The organism is Flavobacterium sp. OHVDL-2026-0007 (assembly GCF_059882335.1).
In genome coordinates, this window is the sequence record NZ_CM187612.1 from 686183 (window position 1) to 705428 (window position 19246).

Annotated in this window: 18 protein-coding genes and 1 tRNA gene; 12 read left to right on the forward strand and 7 right to left on the reverse strand. The window is 33.9% G+C overall.

What is annotated here, in order from left to right:
* Nucleotides 1-2: 2 nt before the first annotated feature.
* From AC51AA_RS02785 to AC51AA_RS02810, 6 genes are all read left to right on the forward strand, one after another.
* Nucleotides 3-1514 carry a glycoside hydrolase family protein gene (locus tag AC51AA_RS02785; protein WP_500704226.1) on the forward strand — a complete coding sequence of 504 codons (1512 nt, stop codon included), beginning with the start codon at nt 3-5 and terminating at the stop codon, nt 1512-1514.
* 803 nt (nt 1515-2317) lie between these two features.
* Nucleotides 2318-3343, forward strand: coding sequence for a helix-turn-helix domain-containing protein (locus AC51AA_RS02790; RefSeq protein WP_500704227.1), 1026 nt, complete (start codon nt 2318-2320; stop codon nt 3341-3343).
* Nucleotides 3344-3445: 102 nt separating this feature from the next.
* A complete protein-coding gene (locus tag AC51AA_RS02795) occupies nt 3446-5845 on the forward strand; it encodes a serine hydrolase (RefSeq protein WP_500704228.1) in 2400 nt (799 codons plus the stop codon).
* 24 nt (nt 5846-5869) lie between these two features.
* Entirely contained in the window at nt 5870-6322 is a 453-nt protein-coding gene (locus AC51AA_RS02800) for a nuclear transport factor 2 family protein (protein ID WP_500704229.1), read from the forward strand.
* Nucleotides 6323-6531: 209 nt separating this feature from the next.
* Nucleotides 6532-7196, forward strand: a protein-coding gene (locus AC51AA_RS02805) for an IS6 family transposase (RefSeq protein WP_500704230.1) whose coding sequence is annotated in 2 segments (ribosomal slippage) — nt 6532-6727 and nt 6727-7196 — 666 coding nt in all. Because the reading frame shifts where the segments join, the coding sequence is not laid out codon by codon here.
* A 139-nt stretch (nt 7197-7335) separates the two neighbouring features.
* On the forward strand, nt 7336-7611 hold the full coding sequence (locus AC51AA_RS02810) for a hypothetical protein (protein WP_500704231.1): 276 nt from the start codon (nt 7336-7338) through the stop codon (nt 7609-7611).
* Nucleotides 7612-8147: 536 nt separating this feature from the next.
* Here the strand turns inward: AC51AA_RS02810 and hemA are convergent.
* From hemA to AC51AA_RS02835, 5 genes are all read right to left on the reverse strand, one after another.
* Nucleotides 8148-9452 carry a glutamyl-tRNA reductase gene (hemA, locus tag AC51AA_RS02815; protein ID WP_500704232.1) on the reverse strand — a complete coding sequence of 435 codons (1305 nt, stop codon included), beginning with the start codon at nt 9450-9452 and terminating at the stop codon, nt 8148-8150.
* 170 nt (nt 9453-9622) lie between these two features.
* Nucleotides 9623-10219 (reverse strand): globin family protein, encoded by a 597-nt coding sequence (locus tag AC51AA_RS02820; protein WP_035688600.1) that lies wholly within the window; start codon nt 10217-10219, stop codon nt 9623-9625.
* A 17-nt stretch (nt 10220-10236) separates the two neighbouring features.
* Entirely contained in the window at nt 10237-10671 is a 435-nt protein-coding gene (locus AC51AA_RS02825; RefSeq protein WP_500704233.1) for a hypothetical protein, read from the reverse strand.
* A gap of 133 nt (nt 10672-10804) precedes the next feature.
* Complete coding sequence (locus AC51AA_RS02830; RefSeq protein ID WP_500704234.1) at nt 10805-11644, reverse strand: DUF5777 family beta-barrel protein; 840 nt, start codon at nt 11642-11644, stop codon at nt 10805-10807.
* A gap of 17 nt (nt 11645-11661) precedes the next feature.
* A complete protein-coding gene (locus AC51AA_RS02835; protein ID WP_042566874.1) occupies nt 11662-12060 on the reverse strand; it encodes an OB-fold protein in 399 nt (132 codons plus the stop codon).
* A gap of 166 nt (nt 12061-12226) precedes the next feature.
* Here AC51AA_RS02835 and AC51AA_RS02840 point away from each other — a divergent pair, with 166 nt between their 5' ends.
* Genes AC51AA_RS02840 through hemH form a run of 5 tightly spaced genes read left to right on the forward strand, consistent with a single transcriptional unit; the run spans nt 12227 to nt 15686 of the window.
* Nucleotides 12227-12595: a hypothetical protein gene (locus AC51AA_RS02840; RefSeq protein WP_500704235.1), complete on the forward strand. Its 369-nt coding sequence runs from the start codon at nt 12227-12229 to the stop codon at nt 12593-12595.
* Nucleotides 12596-12610: 15 nt separating this feature from the next.
* Nucleotides 12611-13150, forward strand: a complete 540-nt coding sequence (locus AC51AA_RS02845; RefSeq protein WP_500704236.1) for a YceI family protein — start codon at nt 12611-12613, stop codon at nt 13148-13150.
* A 50-nt stretch (nt 13151-13200) separates the two neighbouring features.
* A complete protein-coding gene (locus tag AC51AA_RS02850; protein WP_500704237.1) occupies nt 13201-13740 on the forward strand; it encodes a YceI family protein in 540 nt (179 codons plus the stop codon).
* Nucleotides 13741-13750: 10 nt separating this feature from the next.
* On the forward strand, nt 13751-14617 hold the full coding sequence (locus tag AC51AA_RS02855; protein ID WP_500704238.1) for a helix-turn-helix transcriptional regulator: 867 nt from the start codon (nt 13751-13753) through the stop codon (nt 14615-14617).
* Between the two features lie 55 nt (nt 14618-14672).
* Nucleotides 14673-15686, forward strand: a complete 1014-nt coding sequence (gene hemH / locus AC51AA_RS02860; RefSeq protein ID WP_500704239.1) for a ferrochelatase — start codon at nt 14673-14675, stop codon at nt 15684-15686.
* A gap of 163 nt (nt 15687-15849) precedes the next feature.
* Here the strand turns inward: hemH and AC51AA_RS02865 are convergent.
* Nucleotides 15850-15923: transfer RNA gene (locus AC51AA_RS02865), tRNA-Arg, on the reverse strand.
* Nucleotides 15924-16044: 121 nt separating this feature from the next.
* Between AC51AA_RS02865 and AC51AA_RS02870 the strand changes: the two genes are divergently transcribed.
* A complete protein-coding gene (locus AC51AA_RS02870; RefSeq protein WP_500704240.1) occupies nt 16045-16557 on the forward strand; it encodes an adenine phosphoribosyltransferase in 513 nt (170 codons plus the stop codon).
* Nucleotides 16558-16628: 71 nt separating this feature from the next.
* On the opposite strand, the gene pheT is transcribed toward AC51AA_RS02870, so the two are convergent.
* Nucleotides 16629-19049, reverse strand: coding sequence for a phenylalanine--tRNA ligase subunit beta (pheT, locus tag AC51AA_RS02875; RefSeq protein WP_500704241.1), 2421 nt, complete (start codon nt 19047-19049; stop codon nt 16629-16631).
* Nucleotides 19050-19246 lie beyond the last annotated feature (197 nt).

Genomic DNA, 19246 nt, shown 5'->3' on the forward strand with positions numbered 1-19246 from the left:
ATATGTATTCAGGTTCAGGATTTAGTAATTGGGAAATAGGAGACGTTGATGTATTTATTGATGAAAATGGAATGCATCATTTATTTCATTTGATTATTCCAAATCATGATTATATTGCCCATGCAGTATCAAAAGATGGCCTTTCTTGGAAAAGGGTAAAAAACGCCCTGTTTGTTGGAGATCCCGGAGAATGGGATGACGATATGTTATGGACCATGAATGTCAGTAAAAAATCGGAAGGCACAGGATATGAAATGTACTATACAGGTCTAAAACGCAAGGATAAAGGAATTATGCAAAAAGTGGGCAGAGCAGTTTCTCCTGACTTAATTCATTGGACAAAAGACAATCAGTATGGTTTACCCCTAAAAAGTAACGCTCCTTATTATGAAAGCAGAGATAACAACCCGCGAGAATGGCTCAGTTTCAGGGATCCTTATAAATATCAATTTGAAGGAGAAGATTACTTACTAATTTGTGCCCGCAGCGCAATAGGGCCAACATATAGAAGAGGCTGTATTGGTGTAGCCAAAAGGGGTGAAAATGGTTTTGTACTTCAAAAACCATTGCATATTGCCTATGTATATGATGATATTGAATGTCCTTGTGTGGTAGAAATAAAAGGAATGCATTACCTGCTTGGTTCCATTCGGGAAGATGTAAAAGTGCGTTATTGGTTTTCTCCGGATTTTAAAGGAGAGTATCATGCCTTTCATAATAATGTACTAATGCCACAAGGGAATTATGCAGCAAGAATTGTAAAAGAAGGAGAGCATTATCTGATTTACAACTTTTATTTCGTGGGAGGAAACGTCAATACACTCCGCGTAATTCCGCCACCAAAACAGCTCGATATTGATAGTAATGGAAGATTATTGTTAAAAACCTATCACCATTGGAAAACTCTTTATCAGAGAACAATTCACCAAAAAAACTTACCCATTCCGGGTCCTATTTTAGGAAACCCTACGGCAAATTTTGTTGTTGAAAATGAAAATAAATGGCGAATTGGCTGTCGAAGCGGATATGAAGTTTTTTGCTTTGAAAAACCGTCAAATAATTTTGTTTGGGAAGGTAAATTGGCCGTTGAAGGAATGGGAAAAACAGGCTTTGTTATTGAATGTGACAAGGAGGGAACGGCCTATTATATATCAATTGATTTTGTAAACGGTTTTGTTCAGTTCAGGGCCTGGGGCTTTAATGAAAAGGATGTAAAGAATAATTTTGTTTTTGAAGATATTCAAACCAACCAATTTGAAATAGTCGAAAATAGGGAAATTTATTTTAAGATTATTCGTTACGGAAATTATTATGAACTCTCTATTAATGAAGTGGTGAAATTAACATTGCTGGATTTTAAATATAGTGAGGGCAAGATTGGAATATATGTTTGTTCGGCAATAGTATCATTAAGTGACTCAAAAATTCATGTCATTCCTGAACCGGAAAATGAATATGCCACCGCAGATCCTAATAAATCATTAGATGAATATAATAAAATAGCGCAAGCCTAACAGGTTCTTAGCTACTCTCACTATTCTTTTATAAAAAAGTGGACCATTTATGGGATTACATTTACAAATGAGTTGGTATGGTTTTGTTCAATATTTAATGATGTTCAATGTTTTTGTAATAGAAAATGGAAAGTGAAATCTAGCGTTTTTGGTATTGGGATTTTCTATTTTTGTTGGTTTTGCCTGCAAATAGTTTGCTGTTGTTTTTAATTTTATACTATTGTAAGATTTTTTATGATCTATTCCTCTTCTCGAATTTCATGGGATACAAATGGCAAACATTACATCCGAAACGGATTATACGATAACTTACCCAATACCGCGTTGAAAATAGTTCCAAGCCAAAAGGGATTAGAGATTTGTTGGAACAAGCCTATTTGAAACACAAAAATAAAGGCCCCATCACTTTTGTTAACGATGGTGGTGTTGAAAATGTAAACACCACGGTTCAAGATTTTATTGATACAAACAATCAGACATCAAACACTTAATTGCTCAAAAACACATTCCTTTTTCTAATTCTAAAATTGAGGCGTTCAATATAATCATCAAACACCAGTTTTTGATGCTAAAGGGATTAATGTCTCAACATTATACAATGAAATTGATAATATTTGATTTTTTTAGTGAACAGATGATTGGCAAGATTGGGGTTTTGGCATTATTTAAAAACTGTTTTTGTATTTGAGAGATTTGGCAAATCCAAATAATGCGCTTAATTTAGTCCCCATGATCACCAAGTCGTAAACCGTTAACGGATATTTTTAAGATACAAATCATAATATTGACACATAATAAACAATATGTCCAGCGAATTTATATTTTTTTTCAGCGCTTTAGGAGCTTTTAATGGTTTACTACTTTCAGGTTATTTTGCCTACAATGCTAAAAAGAAAAAATTTTCAAATTATTTCTTATCACTTCTTTTTTTTGTATTAAGTATTCGGGTTATAAAATCTGTATTTTTCTATTTTAATCCTCATCTATCAAACATTTTTATTCAGATTGGACTTTCAGCCTGCGTACTTATTGGTCCATTTCTTTATTTATTTCTAAAATCAAATTTAGATAATAAAAAATCAAATTGGCTTATTCATATTTTACCATACATAACAATTATAAGTATAGTGGGTATTTTGTATCCTTATCTTGATCATCGTGTTGTTTGGACTAAATGGATCGTAAAAGCTATTTATTGGCAATGGTTCATTTATGTTGTTTTATCTTTTAAATACAACCTACCAATACTAAAAAAAATAAAAACTAAAGAAAGTCTAAAAAAAATAGATGTTTGGCATATTAGTATTTATTTGGGAACATTCCTTATTTGGTTGGCATATTATATCGCAGCATATACTTCTTATATTGTTGGGGCTTTATCATTCACATTTATTTTTTACTTAATGGCTTTGCTTTTGATTTTTAGAAGCAGCAAAGAATCTACTTTTTTTCAGGAAAAAGAGAAATACAAAGACAAAGAAATTGACATTGATACATTGGAGCTGATTGGTCATAATCTTTCTATTATTGTTAAGAAAGAGTTATACTTAAAATCTAATTTTACACTTGACGAAGCCGCAAAAGAACTGAATGTAACAAAACATCTATTATCTCAATATCTGAATGTGATACTCGGTAAATCCTTCACCAATCTCATAAATGAGTATAGGATTGAAAAAGCAAAAAAGTTATTGGAAACTGAAAACAACCTTACTGTGGAAGGTATTGGATATGAAAGTGGTTTTAATTCAAAATCAACTTTTTTTACCACATTTAAAAAAATCACAGGAAAAACTCCAACCGAATACCAAAAAATGCCTGTAAAATGAGTTCGTTTTTATAACATCGTACTCCTTTATTATAAACCAAAACCTCTAAGTTATTTCTTCGGCACATATTTGCATGTAATTTAAAAATTAAAAAACGCAAATATGTACAAAGTAATATCAAAGTTCAGACTACCGCTTTTAATAAGCACTTGTTTATGCTTATTCTCTCCCTTTGTTTTTTCGCAAAACAAAATCCTATTTGTAGTTTCTAATCAGGACTACTATGGAACTTCACAGATCAAAACTGCTAATCACTTTGGGGAGATTGTTGTGCCCTACGACGTATTTTCAAAATCAGGATTTACTATAGATTTTGTAAGCCCAAAAGGCGGAGCTGTTCCAATCGGCTATATCAATGCTTCGGATAGTATTCATAAAAAATTCCTATACAATAATTTTTTTATGAATAAACTCAAGACTACAATGAAACCTGCCGAAGTCGTTCCTGAAAATTATAGTGCGATTTTTTATGGCGGCGGCGGCGCAGCTATGTATGGCGTAGCAGAAAACATTATCATTCAAAACCTTGCAAGACAGATTTTTGTAAATAACGGGGTAGTTTCGGCTATTTGTCACGGTACGGCAGGCTTGGCGTATTTGAAAGACGAGGCAGGTAAATCACTCTACAAAGACAAAAAAATAACTGGTTTTGCGGATAAATTTGAAGACAAACAAGGGGAATATTACAAAACATTTCCTTTTTCCATTGACGAGGCTATTAAAAAGAATGAGGGCAACTTTGTGCATTCTGATAAATTAGGAGGAGGTTTTTATGTGGTTGATGGCCGGTTTGTAACAGGGCAAGACCCTAGTGCTGCCTCAAAAATGGCTTCCGAAATAATCACTCTTATAGAAAAAAACAAACCTGTTATACAACAAGAATCCATTAGAAATTTGGATAAAGTATTCTCTGAGTGGGATAATTCTAAGTCTAAACCGGGCGTAGCAGCAGGTCTTCTAAAAGAGGGCCAAATTGTCTATGTAAAAGGTTTTGGCCGTGCAGATATAACCCACGAAATTCCCATCAATACAGATACCAGATTTCAAATAGGGGCTATGACTAAGCAATTTACGGCCTTTACTATTTTATTGCTGGAAGAACAAGGGAAATTATCTTTGTCTGATGATGTGCGTAAATATATTCCACAACTTCCTGATTTTGGTTCTAAAATTACCATAAAACATTTACTAAGTCAATCCAGTGGTTTGCACGACTTTTTGGCTCTAAAAGAAATTGCAGGTTGGCAAGAAAAAGATATTTTTACGCAAAAAGACGCTTTGGATTTAATTTTCCGACAAGAAGTATTGGATTATGAACCAGGAACAAAATTTTCGCAGACTTCATCAGGGCTTATTTTATTAGCTGAAGTAGTTAAACAAGCGACAGGTCAAACACTTGCTGAATTTTCTCAGCAAGTTATTTTTCAACCTTTGGGGATGACCAATACCTTGTTTTACGATGATAATGAAATGATAATACCTAATGTAGCTGTTTCGTATCAAGTATCTAAAAACGGATTCAAGAATAATCTTATCAATCATTCTATTTTCGGGACTACCAATCTTTATACTTCGGCGGCAGATTTGGGCCGTTGGTATCTCAATTTTGAGAAACCCAAAGTAGGCAGTAAAAAATTGATAGAAAAATTGGCTTCCCCGGTTACTTTAAATGATGGTAAAACTACTTTTAATCCAACCTCAGGAAGACTTTTGTATGGGCAACAGTACGTACATGCAAAACGTGGCGTTCCAAAAATTTGGACGTATGGTTTAGAAGGCGGTTATGCAAGCAATATTTTCATATTTCCCAATCAAAATGTTACTTCGTTTGTGCTTGGAAATAACAATCGATATAACGGTAGTCTTGCTATGAACATGGCTATTGAAGTACTTGGAAATGTTTTTCCACAACCGGCAAGTATTGACTTTAGTAAGCTTAAAAGCATAAAAATGACACCTCAACAATTAGCAGCATACAATGGCTTTTATTGGGATAATGATAGAATGTCAGGGCGCAGGGTTTTTGTAAAAAATGACACTTTACGCTATCAAATATTGGGCAGTGCAACTGAAAGTTTGTTAGTACCTGTTAAAGACAAAAAATTTCAAATGGTGGTTGATGGAGACGATGTAATTATGGTCGAATTTCGTAAGGAAGGTGACCATTTTAAAATGATTTATACTTCTGGTGAAAGCGACCAGTATGCCTATGAATACTACAACCCAAAAACATATTCTACAACAGATTTAAATGAGTTTTCAGGTAACTATTATTGTAGAACTTTAGGAGCAAGCTATACACTGGCTCAAAATGAAAAAGGCTTACTCACAAGTAATAAGAATCAATCCATCATCAATTTTACTCCCATTAAGTCAGATTTGTTTCTGTGTAGTGTAAGAAATTTGGGAGGCATTCGGTTTGTTCGTGATAAGCAACAAAAAATTACAGGATTTTATATAAATTCTGATAAGATTAAGAATTTACTTTTCGAAAAAATCTAATAATAATTTTAAAAATTTAAAGCTATGAAATTCTCTAAAATTGTATTAATACTATTAACGATAATTTTCCAAAGTACTGTCTTTGCACAAACAGCAAATAAGAAATCTGAAAAAGGACAGATTGAAGAAACTTTGATGCACTACATTGATGGGACTGCAAATGCAGAACCTGAAAGGCTACAAAAAGCCTTTCATCCCGATTTCAACCTTTATTCTGTTGCAAAAGATAGTCTGAGAATTTGGAAAGGACAAGAGTATGTCGGCAACTTCAAAGATGGTAAAAAATCAAACCGTATTGGACGCATCCTATTTATTGATATTGAAAATGATGCGGCTATTGCAAAAGTGGAGATTCTCATGCCAGAAAATCAGCGTAATTATACCGACTATTTTTTATTATTAAAATATGAAGACCAATGGAAAATTATTCACAAAAGTTTCTCTTGGAAAGTTTTAAATAAAGAAGGCAAAAAATAAAAGCAAAATAAACAAAATGAATAGACATGTTATAAGTTTGACATTACGATTGGTATTAGGATCGAACTTTTTATCTGCTTCTGTTGCACACTTAAAATTGTGGAAATTTTATGTAAAAGAACCATCAAAATAACCTCCTGGATTACAAATAATTGGTTCTGTCGCATCTGAGAATAACTTTTATCTTTGGAATTTTATCCAGGCGAAAAATGAATACGAAAGGTCATTGCTATCCGAGGTCTATTATATTGCAGACAGTATATTTTAAGCTTAGGTTTACATTAAGTTATCGGGATGTTGAAGAGATCATGAAAATGCGAGGAGTTCATGTTGATCATGCTACCATTCAGCGCTGGGTATATAAGTTTGCCCCGTTAATGGAGATGCAAATGAAGAAACGTAAAGTACTGTTAGTGGTAGTTGGAGAATGAACGAGACTTATATTAAGATTAAAGGGCAATGGTGTTATTTATATAGGGCAGTTGATAGGTCTGGCTATACAGTTGATTTCTTATTAACTAAGAGAAGGCGGAGGATGAGTGCCCAGTCATTTCTAATTAAGGCAATAAGTAATAATTGTCGCCCAAGAGTAATAAACATTGATAAAAGCGGTTCTAATACTGCAGCGATCAAAGTCTATAACAAACGTTCTTTCTCAAAGATTAAAATCCGACAGTGTAAATATCTCAGCAATATTGTCGAACAGGACCATCGTTTCATCAAGTGGCGCATACAAAACGGATTAGGTTTTAAAAATTTTGAATCGGCCAAACGAACGTTAAGCGGAATTGAAGTTGTGCATATGCTTAGAAAGAATCAAATGATTAGACCAGAGATATCTATGTTTAAATCATTCTGTAAATTGGCAAGCTAATTTTTAAATTACTTAAATTTTTATATTTTATTCTGACAGTTGCGACAGAACCCTATTTCCTAATAAAAGATAGCTGTAAAGCTTATTTAAAAATTACGCTTCGGAATTACGGGAACAAGCTTTAAAAGCAGGAGCGGGTATGTCTCGAAAGATTGCTAGGGACAATATAATTCGTCATTTGGGAGAAATTTATGAGCTATCAGATGTCTTAATGAAACAAAGAATTGCAAGGTTATTTTTTCCTGAGAAAGTAATAGTGTATGAAAATATTCTGAATATGCTGCCAGAATATATAAAAGAAATATTTGGGATGAAATTAATAAAAAATAGTTCAATTACAGAGGAAGATATATCTACTGATGAGATGATAAACCATTTTCTAAATGAGATCGCTTTATTAGCATTTGAACAATAGTTAAAAATACTTTAAGGAAATATAAAACTTTATATCTTTTCTATTTTTGGTGTTCGAATCCTGTTAAGTTATCGAAGGCTAATTTTAAATTTATCTAATTTTTCATGTAAATACTTATTTTTTGATGTGTTTTTCTTGTTTCAATATGATAAAAAAAAAGAAAAATACTTCAAAAATAAGTCAAACTCATTTATTAATAGGGATATATGAAAAAAAAGGCGCCAATTGTCTTCAATTGGCGCCATTTGGCTTGTCACCCATAAGGGACAAATTACGCATCATTTTATAAAGGATTTAAAGAAATTGACTTACTACAGGTAGTGGCTGTCTTTCTATGTCTTAAGTAATTTGGTTTGGATGTCCTGTTGGGGATGGTGTACATTTTATATCTAATTTTTATTTTTTAGATATTCGATCCATGTTTGCCACAAAATTAATAATATACCCCGGCTTGTATTTAAATATATAAGGCGGGATTTTTGTTTTTATTTTGAATATTTTTTTTAAAAATAATTAAATTAAAATACGTTTACTGCTTATGAAAGATTGATCTTGTATGTTTCTTGAATTTGCGAAGAAGCTTGTGTTGGTGAAAGCTGTCCAATTTGAAATACTTTTTCAATAAAGTCAATACTTTCATCCAAGCAAGTATTTTCATTTTTCAAGTGGCTTGCAAAGTGGTTTGTTATTTTTTGAATAATCCTGGCGCTGATTAAATCAACCTGAGCGACATCAAAATTGCTTGTTTTCTTTCTCTGAAAAGCCAATTCGCTTGCCGCAATATCATTTAATTTAGCTTTTAACGCGTGGATAGTTGGGGCATATTTTCGACCATTTATCCATGTATTGAATTCTAATTTAATATCCTCAATAATAGCTTCTGCAGCAGGAATATGTTGTTTTCTTCTCTCAAGCGTATCATCTGTAACCTGAGACAGATAATCGAGATGTATTAAAGTTATTCCTGGAATTTGCGCTACATCTGGATTTACATTCCGTGGAATCGATAAGTCCAAAATCAGTAAGGGTTTCTTTCTGTTAAGTAGTACTTTGTCTATAGTTGGATTTTGTGCACCTGTTGCGACTATCAACACATCTGTCTGTTTTATTTCTTCTTGTAAATTCAGAAAATCCTTTACAATAACGTTTAGTTTTCCAGCTAATTCTATGGCCTTGTTCTTTGTTCTGTTTATAAGGGTAATATGGGTATTCTTTGTATGTTTTACTAAATTTTCGCACGTATTCCTGCCAATTTTCCCTGTTCCGAATAGTAAGATATTTTTATTTCTAATATCTTCTATATTTCGGATAATATATTGAACCGATGCAAATGAAACTGATGTGGCACCGGATGAAATTTCAGTATCTGTTTTGACTTTTTTGCTAGCCTGTATAACCGCGTTTATTAAACGATCCAGGAATGTATTTATCAATCCCTCACGTTTACTATTATTAAAAGCGATTTTAATTTGACTAACGATTTCAAAATCACCTAAAATCTGGCTATCCAACCCTGTTCCAACTCGAAACATATGGTTCACAGCTTCCTGATTCTTGTATATATAAGCAACTTGCTGAAATTCTTCTACCGAACCTTTGCTGTTCTCACAAAGTAGTTTGATTAATTCATATGGATGATTGGCAAAGCCATATATTTCGGTTCTATTACAAGTAGAAGTAACAATTAATGATTCTATACCTTCTGCCTTTGCTTGTAGCAAAACATCAGATTGTGCTTTACGATCCAAACTAAACTTCCCTCTAATTGTTGCATCTGCTTTTTTATAACTTAAGCCTAAAGCATAAAAAGTGGTATTTTTGGACATGCTATATTTTTCCATATTATGCTTTTCTTAAAGTTCAAAAAATTATTAATAGGTTATTGTAAAGAACACGCTGAAACTTCCTTTAATCCTAAAGAATAATGGATTCACACATAATTGCATTATAAGTTGCCAGCAGGATTTAAATATAAAACGCTACCTGAAAAATAGGTAGCGTTTAAGAGAAATTATTTTTGAACTATTGGAGTTCTAAGTGATTCTAAGACCGCAACAATATCTGTATAAAGCTCTGTATTTGAAGCCACACCATTTGCATTTGCAGCTGCTCCTACATATCCTTCAAATTTGGTATAATCCGCAGTACTTGATTTTGTCCCCATACGAGGATTTTTCGCAGGATCGTGCGCAGCTACCATATTCAAACCAGAATAGGTATTTACGGCATTTGTACCACCGGTGTTAAACGAAAAGAAATCAGTCAGATTGTCTGATAGTTTAGCAATATTTGTAGACTGGGTAGTTCCTGTTTCGGCTAATACCGGGGCAAAATGCGCTTGTAGATTCCCCGCTGCATTCGACTGAACATCGGCAACAATTAATCCTATAGTTGAATTTACCACCTTGCGGAAACTCAAACGCCCCTGCTCGATCATTTGGCCAGCGTTATCTGGATCTGAAACCATTTTAGTTCCGCCTAATCTTTCGTAAATAGATGCCTTTACAGGAGGAGTTACCGGGGCGTCATCATCATTACTACTGCACGAAGCCAGGGTTGCAGAAGCTGCGAGTAATACACTAAGTGTAATTTTGGAATAAATTTTCATAATAAAAATATTAAAGGTTAATTAAAAAAACGGTTTAGTTTTTGAGACAATCTGTAGCTCAAACTATTTTGATTCACTGGACAAACTTCTTTGCCAGCCAAATTTTCTGGTAAAATATAACGCTGAGCATCATAATGTCCTAGGGCTATCAACTGGTCAAATACTTTTTTAGAATTAGTGATCTTGTTGTTATGGAAGTAAACAACCACATTTCTTTTTACGATTATAGAATCAGAGGTTAATCCCTTGATAGATCTCAAATCTGAACATATTTGTTTGGCTTGCACCGAATCTATATTTGTTTTAAAATCAATTCGGCTTACCTGCAGATTTGGGCTTTCATAAACAGCAGGCTTAGCAGTAATAATGTGGAATAGAAAAATGGCAAAAAATAGTACCAAAATGATCAATCCCGTCCAAAGGCCTTTTTTAATAAATTTGTTAATTTTCATAAAGCTGATTTTTAAAATGATTTTAGGTTTTCTAGATCATATACGAACCCTTTTTTTGCTTGGTTTTATTTAAATCGATGAAATAGTAGTTTAGATTTATTTTAAATAACAACACGCTGAATTACAGAGTATTTTAGAAAACTCTCGCCAAATTAAACCCAAAGAAAATATCGCCCTTGGTCCAGTCTCCCGTAGTTCTTCCAAGATATCCGGCTTCATCAATGGCTTGAGAACTGGTAAAATGCATTTGAAAAACGTGTCCGCCGGTTTCCAGGTCAAAACCAATGGATAATGGATTTTTATAAATAGAATTTGACGCCCTGTTTAAGTGTGCCGCATAATCCATATTCAATGACCAGCGTTTTGCAAACTTGTATCTACCACCAAAGCCAATGGCATATTGTGAATTGCTCTGTTCGGGGTCGAGCACAAAATTTTCATGGAAAAATGATGGAACTATTTCTAAAGATAATTTTTCGGAGAATTTTCTGGAAATTAAAAGCTGGGCTACATAGGTGAGCCTATTTTTAAATTCAAGTTTAGGATATAGACTTTCCTTTAGCGTGTTGTTGATAGACAAACTATTAAACCCTGCAATAGTCACCGGAAATCCGTCTTTTATTTGCGGCAATAACATATATTTTGTTGCAAAGTCATAAGCAAATTCACTTCTGGCGGCACTTATATTAATCCCCGGGGTCAATCCGTATATGAATTTTATTTGAGTGTTGGCATTATCCAGTCCATAGAATCCCTCAAAGCCGTCTTTTATAGAACCAAATCGGTGTGCTACAACAAAATACAAATCTCCTTTTGCCGCCAGTTTGGTCGATTCGAGATTGACAATCTTCAGAGCTTTAAATGCAGATGTCACCTTTTCTTTTGTGATTGGCGCTTCAACTCCGGATAATAGGTCGTCTTGCGAATAGGTTAGTAATGGAAATAAAAACAATAATAGAATGAGCTTTTTCATGTGGTTAATTTTAATTGTTATTTGTTTTGGTGTACAAGGGAGGATTGATCTATTTTAAATTCTTGTAAGAGCTCATCATATCCTAAAAACCGTCCTTTAATTTTTAGCATTCTGCCAATTGCAATGTCTTTGGGCAAACTGTCTTTGAAGGTTGCAAATATCTTTTCGCCAATAACGATTCCCTTACTCGCGGGTTCAACAGCTGTTACAATTGCAGTTACTTCAATTGTTTTGTCCTGATATTTGACAGTAGCAAGGCTGTCATTGAAAGTAAATTCTTTTTCGAGTCCTTTAACCGTTACAGTATAATCTGCAGTTTCTGATTCGATATTTCTATGACCTTTGTAACTGTAGAGGTAAATTGAGATCCCAGTTATCAGGAAGAGGGGAATAATAATAAGTATTTTTTTTCTCATGGCTGGTTTTTAGTATTTGGATTATCTACGTTAAAAAATACCTATTGGATTTAAATGATCAAATATGACTGTTATTAAATCTGTATGATCCATTTCACCGTATATGATTTCAAAATGCTTTAAATATTAAAATCATTTAGCCTTTCTAAAACTAAAAACCAATCCCATGAATTTAAAAACTCGTTTGCTTATTCCATCATTTGCTTTACTATTAGTAAGTTGTACAGATGATAATCCCAGTACTTTAATTGACACTCCACCAATTACCGGCGTTGCCGCATACAATCAGAATGTGAAATCCATCATTGATAATAATTGTGTTGTCTGCCATGCAGCTGTTCCCAAAAATGGGGCACCTATGTCCCTGGTTACTTATGACCAGGTTAAAAATGCGGTCTTAAATCGCGGGCTGCTCAATCGGATTTCTTTAGAAAATGGAAATAGTTCATTAATGCCACAGGGAGGGCCAAGATTGCCTCAAACCACAATTGATGTTATTAAAAAATGGGAACAAGATGGATTATTAGAGCAATAATCCATAGTAAAAAACATGAAAAAAATCATAGTAATGCCAATGATATTGGCTTCGTTCCTTGTTTTTTCGCAGGAAAAAATATTAACTAAATCATCAACAATCACTTTTGAAGCTTCGGTCCCGTCTTTTCAGCCGGTTTTAGGAACCAATACCAATGTAACTTTTGTTTTAAATCCGGCAACAGGTGAAATTGCATCCTTAGCCATGATAAAAGGATTTCAGTTTGAAATGCCTTTAATGGAAGAACATTTCAATGAAAATTACATGGAGACCGATAAATATCCGAAAGCTATTTTTAGAGGGAAAATAGAAAAGTTTGATTCGAATAATTTAACTGAAGATTATAAAGATTACCTAATAAAAGGAAATTTAGAACTTCATGGGAAATCAAGAGATATAATTGCCAGTGCAAAAATCACCAGGACAGGTTCCCGAATTACTATTATTTCAGATTTTACTGTTAATGCGAGTGATTTTGGTATTCCAATTCCATCGCTTATCAAGTATAAACTTGATGATAGAGTAAAAGTTCAAATTATTGCTGTTTTAAAATAAGCGAAAAAAATTAAAAGGATTTTAAAACTAACATAATATAAAAGAAAACCATGAAAAAAATTATACTCTTTGCAATGCTTTATGTTTGCTCTATTGGTCTCGCGCAAGAAAAAATGATCAGTAAAGCAGGTAAAATAACTTTTGAAGCATCTGTTGCTTCTTTTGAAGAAGTAAAGGCAGTGAATACTAATGTCACTTTTGTATTAAATCCGAAAACAGGGGAAATTGCAGCTTTAGCCCTAATGAAAGGATTTCGCTTTAAAGTAGCCTTAATGGAAGAACATTTTAATGAAAATTATATGGAGAGCGATCAGTATCCAAAAGCAACATTCAAAGGGAAAATAGAGGCCTTTGACCTGGATAACCTTAGCGCAAATCCTAAAGATTTTATCATAAAAGGTAAATTAGAACTTCACGGAAAATTCAAAGACATATACATCCAGGCAAAGGTAAGCAAGTCTATATTAGGAATTAGTATTCTATCAAATTTTACCGTAATAGCCAGTGATTTTAATATAGAAATTCCAAGTCTGGTTAAAGGTAAGCTATCCAATAAGGTAAACATCTTAGTCGATGCAGTTTTAAAATAAAAAATCTAAGATGGAACAAGAAATAAAAGTTGAAGAGGACTTTACTATTGTCTGTTTTCAGAATGACAGTTCAGAACCTTTTTTTACGCGCTGTCAATTAAACAGTGCTCTAATACAGTTTCATTTCGTACTGAAGGGTAATGCCAAATTTTCGTCCAATGATGTTAATTATGATTTGGAATTGAATGAAGAAAAATCATTGCTGTTGTACAATGCACAATGGGATTTGCCACTTCATTTAGAGCTTTCTCCAAATTCGTGGGTCATTTCTGTTATTGTTTCGATTAACAAATTTCATGCACTGTTTTCTGTTGACACAAGTTTAATTACTTTTTTAAGTCCTGACAATAAAGTTAAAAATTATTATAAAAAAGCAAATATCAGTCCGTCAATGGCAATTGTTTTAAGTCAGCTTTTTCATTATAACCTTCATCCCTCTATAAAAAAACTTTATTATAAAGGAAAAGCATATGAATTGCTAAGTCTGTATTTTAACCGAAACGAAGATCCAAATGCAGAACAATGTCCATTTTTGATTGATGGCGATAGTGTTTTAAAAATAAGAAAAGCAAAAGAAATCATTATTGAGAATATGGCTGAACCACCTGGTTTACAGGAATTGGCTGATGAAATTGGCCTAAATTTGAAGAAACTAAAAATGGGTTTCAAACAAATTTATGGCGATACTGTATATGGCTTTCTATTTGATTACAAAATGGATTTCGCCAGAAAGTTATTGGATAGTGGCTCTTATAATGTAAATGAAGTGGGCTTGAAGATAGGTTACAGTACAGGAAGCCACTTCATTGCGGGATTCAAGAAAAAATTTGCCACAACTCCGAAAAAATATCTGATGTCGATTAATACGAATTTTTAAAAGACATAGAGTATATTGATTAAAGCCAAGTGCTTAAAACATAAAGAAAAAAATAATGAAAGGCATACTATTAGTAAACTTAGGATCACCGGAAAGCCCAACTACAAAAGATGTAAAACCATATTTAGACGAATTTTTAATGGACAAACACGTGATCGATGTTCCGTATTTGTTGCGAGCTTTTTTAGTTCGTGGCATTATCCTGAGAAAAAGACCGGAAGAATCTGCACATGCTTATGCTAAAATTTGGTGGGAAGAAGGTTCTCCGTTAGTGGTGCTATCTGAAAGAATGCAGAAAAAAGTACAGTCTTTAGTAAATGTTCCGGTTTCGTTGGCAATGCGCTACGGAAGTATGACAATTGAAAAAGGGCTACAGGAATTGCATGATAAAGGAGTCACAGAAGTATTACTTTTCCCTTTGTATCCGCAACATGCAATGGCTTCAACATTGACAATTTTGGTTAAAGCAGAAGAAATTCGTAAAAAGAAATTTCCACAAATGACTTTTACCGATGTTCCTGCGTTTTATAACAAACCCGATTACATCAAGAATCTGGCTGATTCTATCCAGAAACATCTAGTTGGATTCGACTACGATCATCTGTTATTCTCGTATCATGGAATTCCGGAGCGTCACATTCGCAAAACCGATGTAACCAAATCACATTGTAAAATTGACGGCTCTTGCTGTAACACACCTTCGCCGGCACACGATTTCTGCTACCGTCATCAATGTTATGAAACAACAAGGCAAGTCGTAGAATTATTAGGACTTCCAGCTGATAAATACAGTTTGACTTTTCAATCGCGTTTAGCTGGAGATAAATGGTTAGAACCTTATACCGATGTTGAAATTGATAAAATGCCAGCAAAAGGGCTCAAGAAATTAGCAGTGGTAACTCCGGCTTTCGTTTCAGATTGTTTAGAAACGCTGGAAGAAATCGCCATGCGCGCCAAAGAAGATTTTGAAGCAAAAGGGGGAGAGAATTTCTTAGCGATTCCGTGTTTGAATGATGATGATGAATGGTGTCAGACCGTGAGTAATTGGATTAATGACTGGGCTAGATAAATCTAAAATAAGAGCATAGAACATTACATTTACTATTTCTAGCTAGATTATCTAATCTTTTGGTTAAATCCCCCAACTTTTGCAACTGATCTGTAAAGGCTTTAAAAATCTACATATTAGTGCATAAAAAAAGAGACAACTATTATATAGTTGTCTCCTTAAGTGACCTCGACTGGATTCAAACCAGTAACCTCTTGAGCCGTAATCAAGTGCGCTATTCAGTTGCGCCACGAGGCCAATATTTTTAATCTTTCTACATTAGGCTAAATTTCGTAGCTTTAATGTGTCTTGATTGCGGGTGCAAAGATAGGCGTAAATGTGAGATAAACAAGCATAAAATAACATAAAAACAAAAAAAATGAACATTAAAAACTATATACGTGATATTCAAGGTTTTCCGAAAGAAGGGATTTTATTTAAAGATATAACGCCTTTGTTAAATGACCCTGCAGCAAGGGCAGCAAGTTTGTTGATCTTAAAAAATGCTTTAAAAGAGCAGCAAATCGATAAAGTTGTAGGAGTGGAAAGTCGTGGTTTTTTCTTTGGGGTATTACTGGCTCAAGAGCTGAATGCAGGATTTGTACCAGTGCGTAAACGGAATAAGCTTCCCTACGAAAGAATTTCAGCTTCATATGAGTTGGAATACGGTTCGGACACTTTAGAGATGCATAAAGACGCAATTAAGCCGGGAGAACGTGTTTTGGTTCATGATGATGTTTTGGCTACGGGAGGAACAGCAAAAGCGGTTTGTCAACTAGTGGAGCAATTAGGAGGAGAAATTGTGCAATGCAATTTTTTAATGGAATTAAGCTTTTTGAGTGGAAGAGAAAAAATAAAAGACTATCCCATATTCGCTGCGATTACCTATTGAAAAGTGATTTAAAAAAAAAATCCCAATTCTGAAATGATTCAGAATTGGGATTTATAAGTATGCGTATGATTTTATCTTAAACTTGCTCCAAGCTCAGTCTCAAATGCGGTTTGCAATTTTGACATGATTTTGTCGATTTGAGTATCGGTAAGTGTTTTTGTATTGTCCTGAATGGTAAAACTCAAGGCATACGATTTTTTACCCTCTGGAAGTTTCTCTCCTTCGTATACATCAAATAGATTGATATCTTTTAATAACGATTTTTCGGTTTGTTTAGCCAAATTGTAAATGCTCTCATAAGTGGTGTTGTGGTCAATTAACAACGCTAAATCTCTGCGAACTTCAGGGTACTTAGGAATTTCACTGTATTTGATTTTTCCAGTGATGATTTTTAAAACTAGATCCCAGTTAAAATCTGCATAATATACATCCTGCTTAATTCCAAAATGTTTTAATATCGATTTTTTAATAACACCCATTTCCACTAAGATGTCATTGTTGTAAGTAATGGCCGACCCTTCTGAAAAGATATCAGACTGAACAGGAGTATTTGAAATTTTTTCAATTCCTAAACGTGATAAAATACCCTTAACATATCCTTTTAATAAAAAGAAATCAGTGCTTTTTTGTGGATTGGTCCAGCTTTCTTTGTTTCTGTTTCCAGAAATCATTAAAGTTAAATGTTTGTGCTCTTCATGTCCATTAAGGTACTTATGATAGGACTTCCCAAATTCAAAAAGCTTTAAATCAGCGTTTTTTCTGTTGATGTTGTATGAAATCGCTTCTAGTCCTGAAAATAATAATGATTGGCGCATTGTAGCCAAATCACCACTCAAAGGATTAAGAATGGTTACATTGTTTTCTTCTTTTAAGACAGCTGATAATTTGGTATAGGTAGCTGTAGTCAAAGAATTGGCCATCATTTCATGAAAACCTTGCGAGTTTAACTGTGAAGCGATGGTATTCTGTACTTTATAATCTTCTGTTCTTGGTGAATTAGCCACTGTTGCATTTAATTTCTTAGAGAAATTAATATTGTTGTAGCCATACACTCTTAAAATCTCTTCAATTACATCAATCTCGCGTTGTACATCAACACGGTAGGCTGGAATTGTTAAACCTAATCCTGATTCAGAAACACTATTTACTTTAATATCTAAAGAAACTAGGATCTTTTTGATCGTATCTTTTGGAATTTCTTGTCCAATGATTTTGTAAACATTAGCGAAATTCAATAGAACAGGGAAATCCTCTATTTTTTTAGGATATACTTCTACAACATCAGACGTTAATTTTCCACCCGCTACTTCGATAATCAAAAGTGCTGCTCTTTTTAAAGCGTATTCGGTTATAGTAGGGTCAATTCCTCTTTCGAATCTAAAAGAAGCATCTGTGTTCAATTGATGTCTTTTAGCAGTTTTACGAATGCTAACAGCATCAAAGTAAGCACTTTCTAAAAAGATAGAAGTGGTTCCTTCAGTTACTCCAGATTTTTTTCCTCCGAAAACTCCTGCAATACAAAGTGGTCCTTTTTCGTCGCAAATCATCAAATCTTCTTTGTGAAGTGTTCGTTCAACATCATCTAAAGTTGTGAACTTAGTTCCTTCAGGAAGCGTTTTTACAAGTATTTTTCCGTTGATTTTTGCGGCATCAAAGGCATGAAGTGGTTGACCTAATTCATGTAAAACATAATTAGTAACATCTACAACATTGTTTTTTGGTGTTAATCCAATCGCTTTTAAGCGATCTTGCAGCCAACTAGGTGATTCCTGAACGGATATACCAGAAATCGTTACACCGCAATATCTAGGAGCCAATGTCGGTTCTTCGACTACAACATCAATTTTTAAAGTACGCATATCGACTCTAAAATTGCTCACCGAAGGCGTGATTAATTCAATGTTTACGCCACGTTGTAACATACCTGCTCTTAGATCACGAGCAGTTCCAAAATGACTCATCGCATCGGCACGATTGGGTGTTAGTCCAATTTCAAAAACTTCATCATTTACGACTTTAAATACCTTAGCAGCTGGAGTTCCTGGCGCTAAGCTGCTATCTAAAACTAGAATACCATCATGACCAGTACCAAGACCTAATTCGTCTTCGGCGCAGATCATACCATGGCTTTCTTGTCCTCTAATTTTTCCTTTTTTAATGGTGAATTCAGCACCGTCTTTATCATATAAAACGGTTCCGATAGTGGCAACTGGTACTTTTTGTCCTGCCGCAACATTTGCTGCACCACAAACAATTTGAATAGGTTGATCCAAACCAATGTTTACCGTAGTAACTTTTAGTCGATCTGCATCAGGATGTTTTTCACAAGTAAGTACGTGTCCTACAACAATTCCTTCTAAACCGCCTTTAATCGACTGGTATTTTTCGACAACTTCTACTTCCAGACCTAAATCTGTCAGTAATTCAGAAGTTTGCTCCGATGGCCAGTCTGTTTTAATGAATTGTTTTAACCAGTTGTAAGATATTTTCATGTTAACTATTATTATTCTTAAATGAGGATACAAATATAAGGATTGCGTATTGGAGTAAGAAACAATTTATTTGGTTTTTTTGCCCTGATTTTATTAAAAAATAGAAGCAAGAGAAATCCACAAATTTCGTTCTGTTGGAGGCTTTTTTAAGGCTCTACTTAGTAAAAAAATCACAGTGATAGTGAGGGTTTGATTTA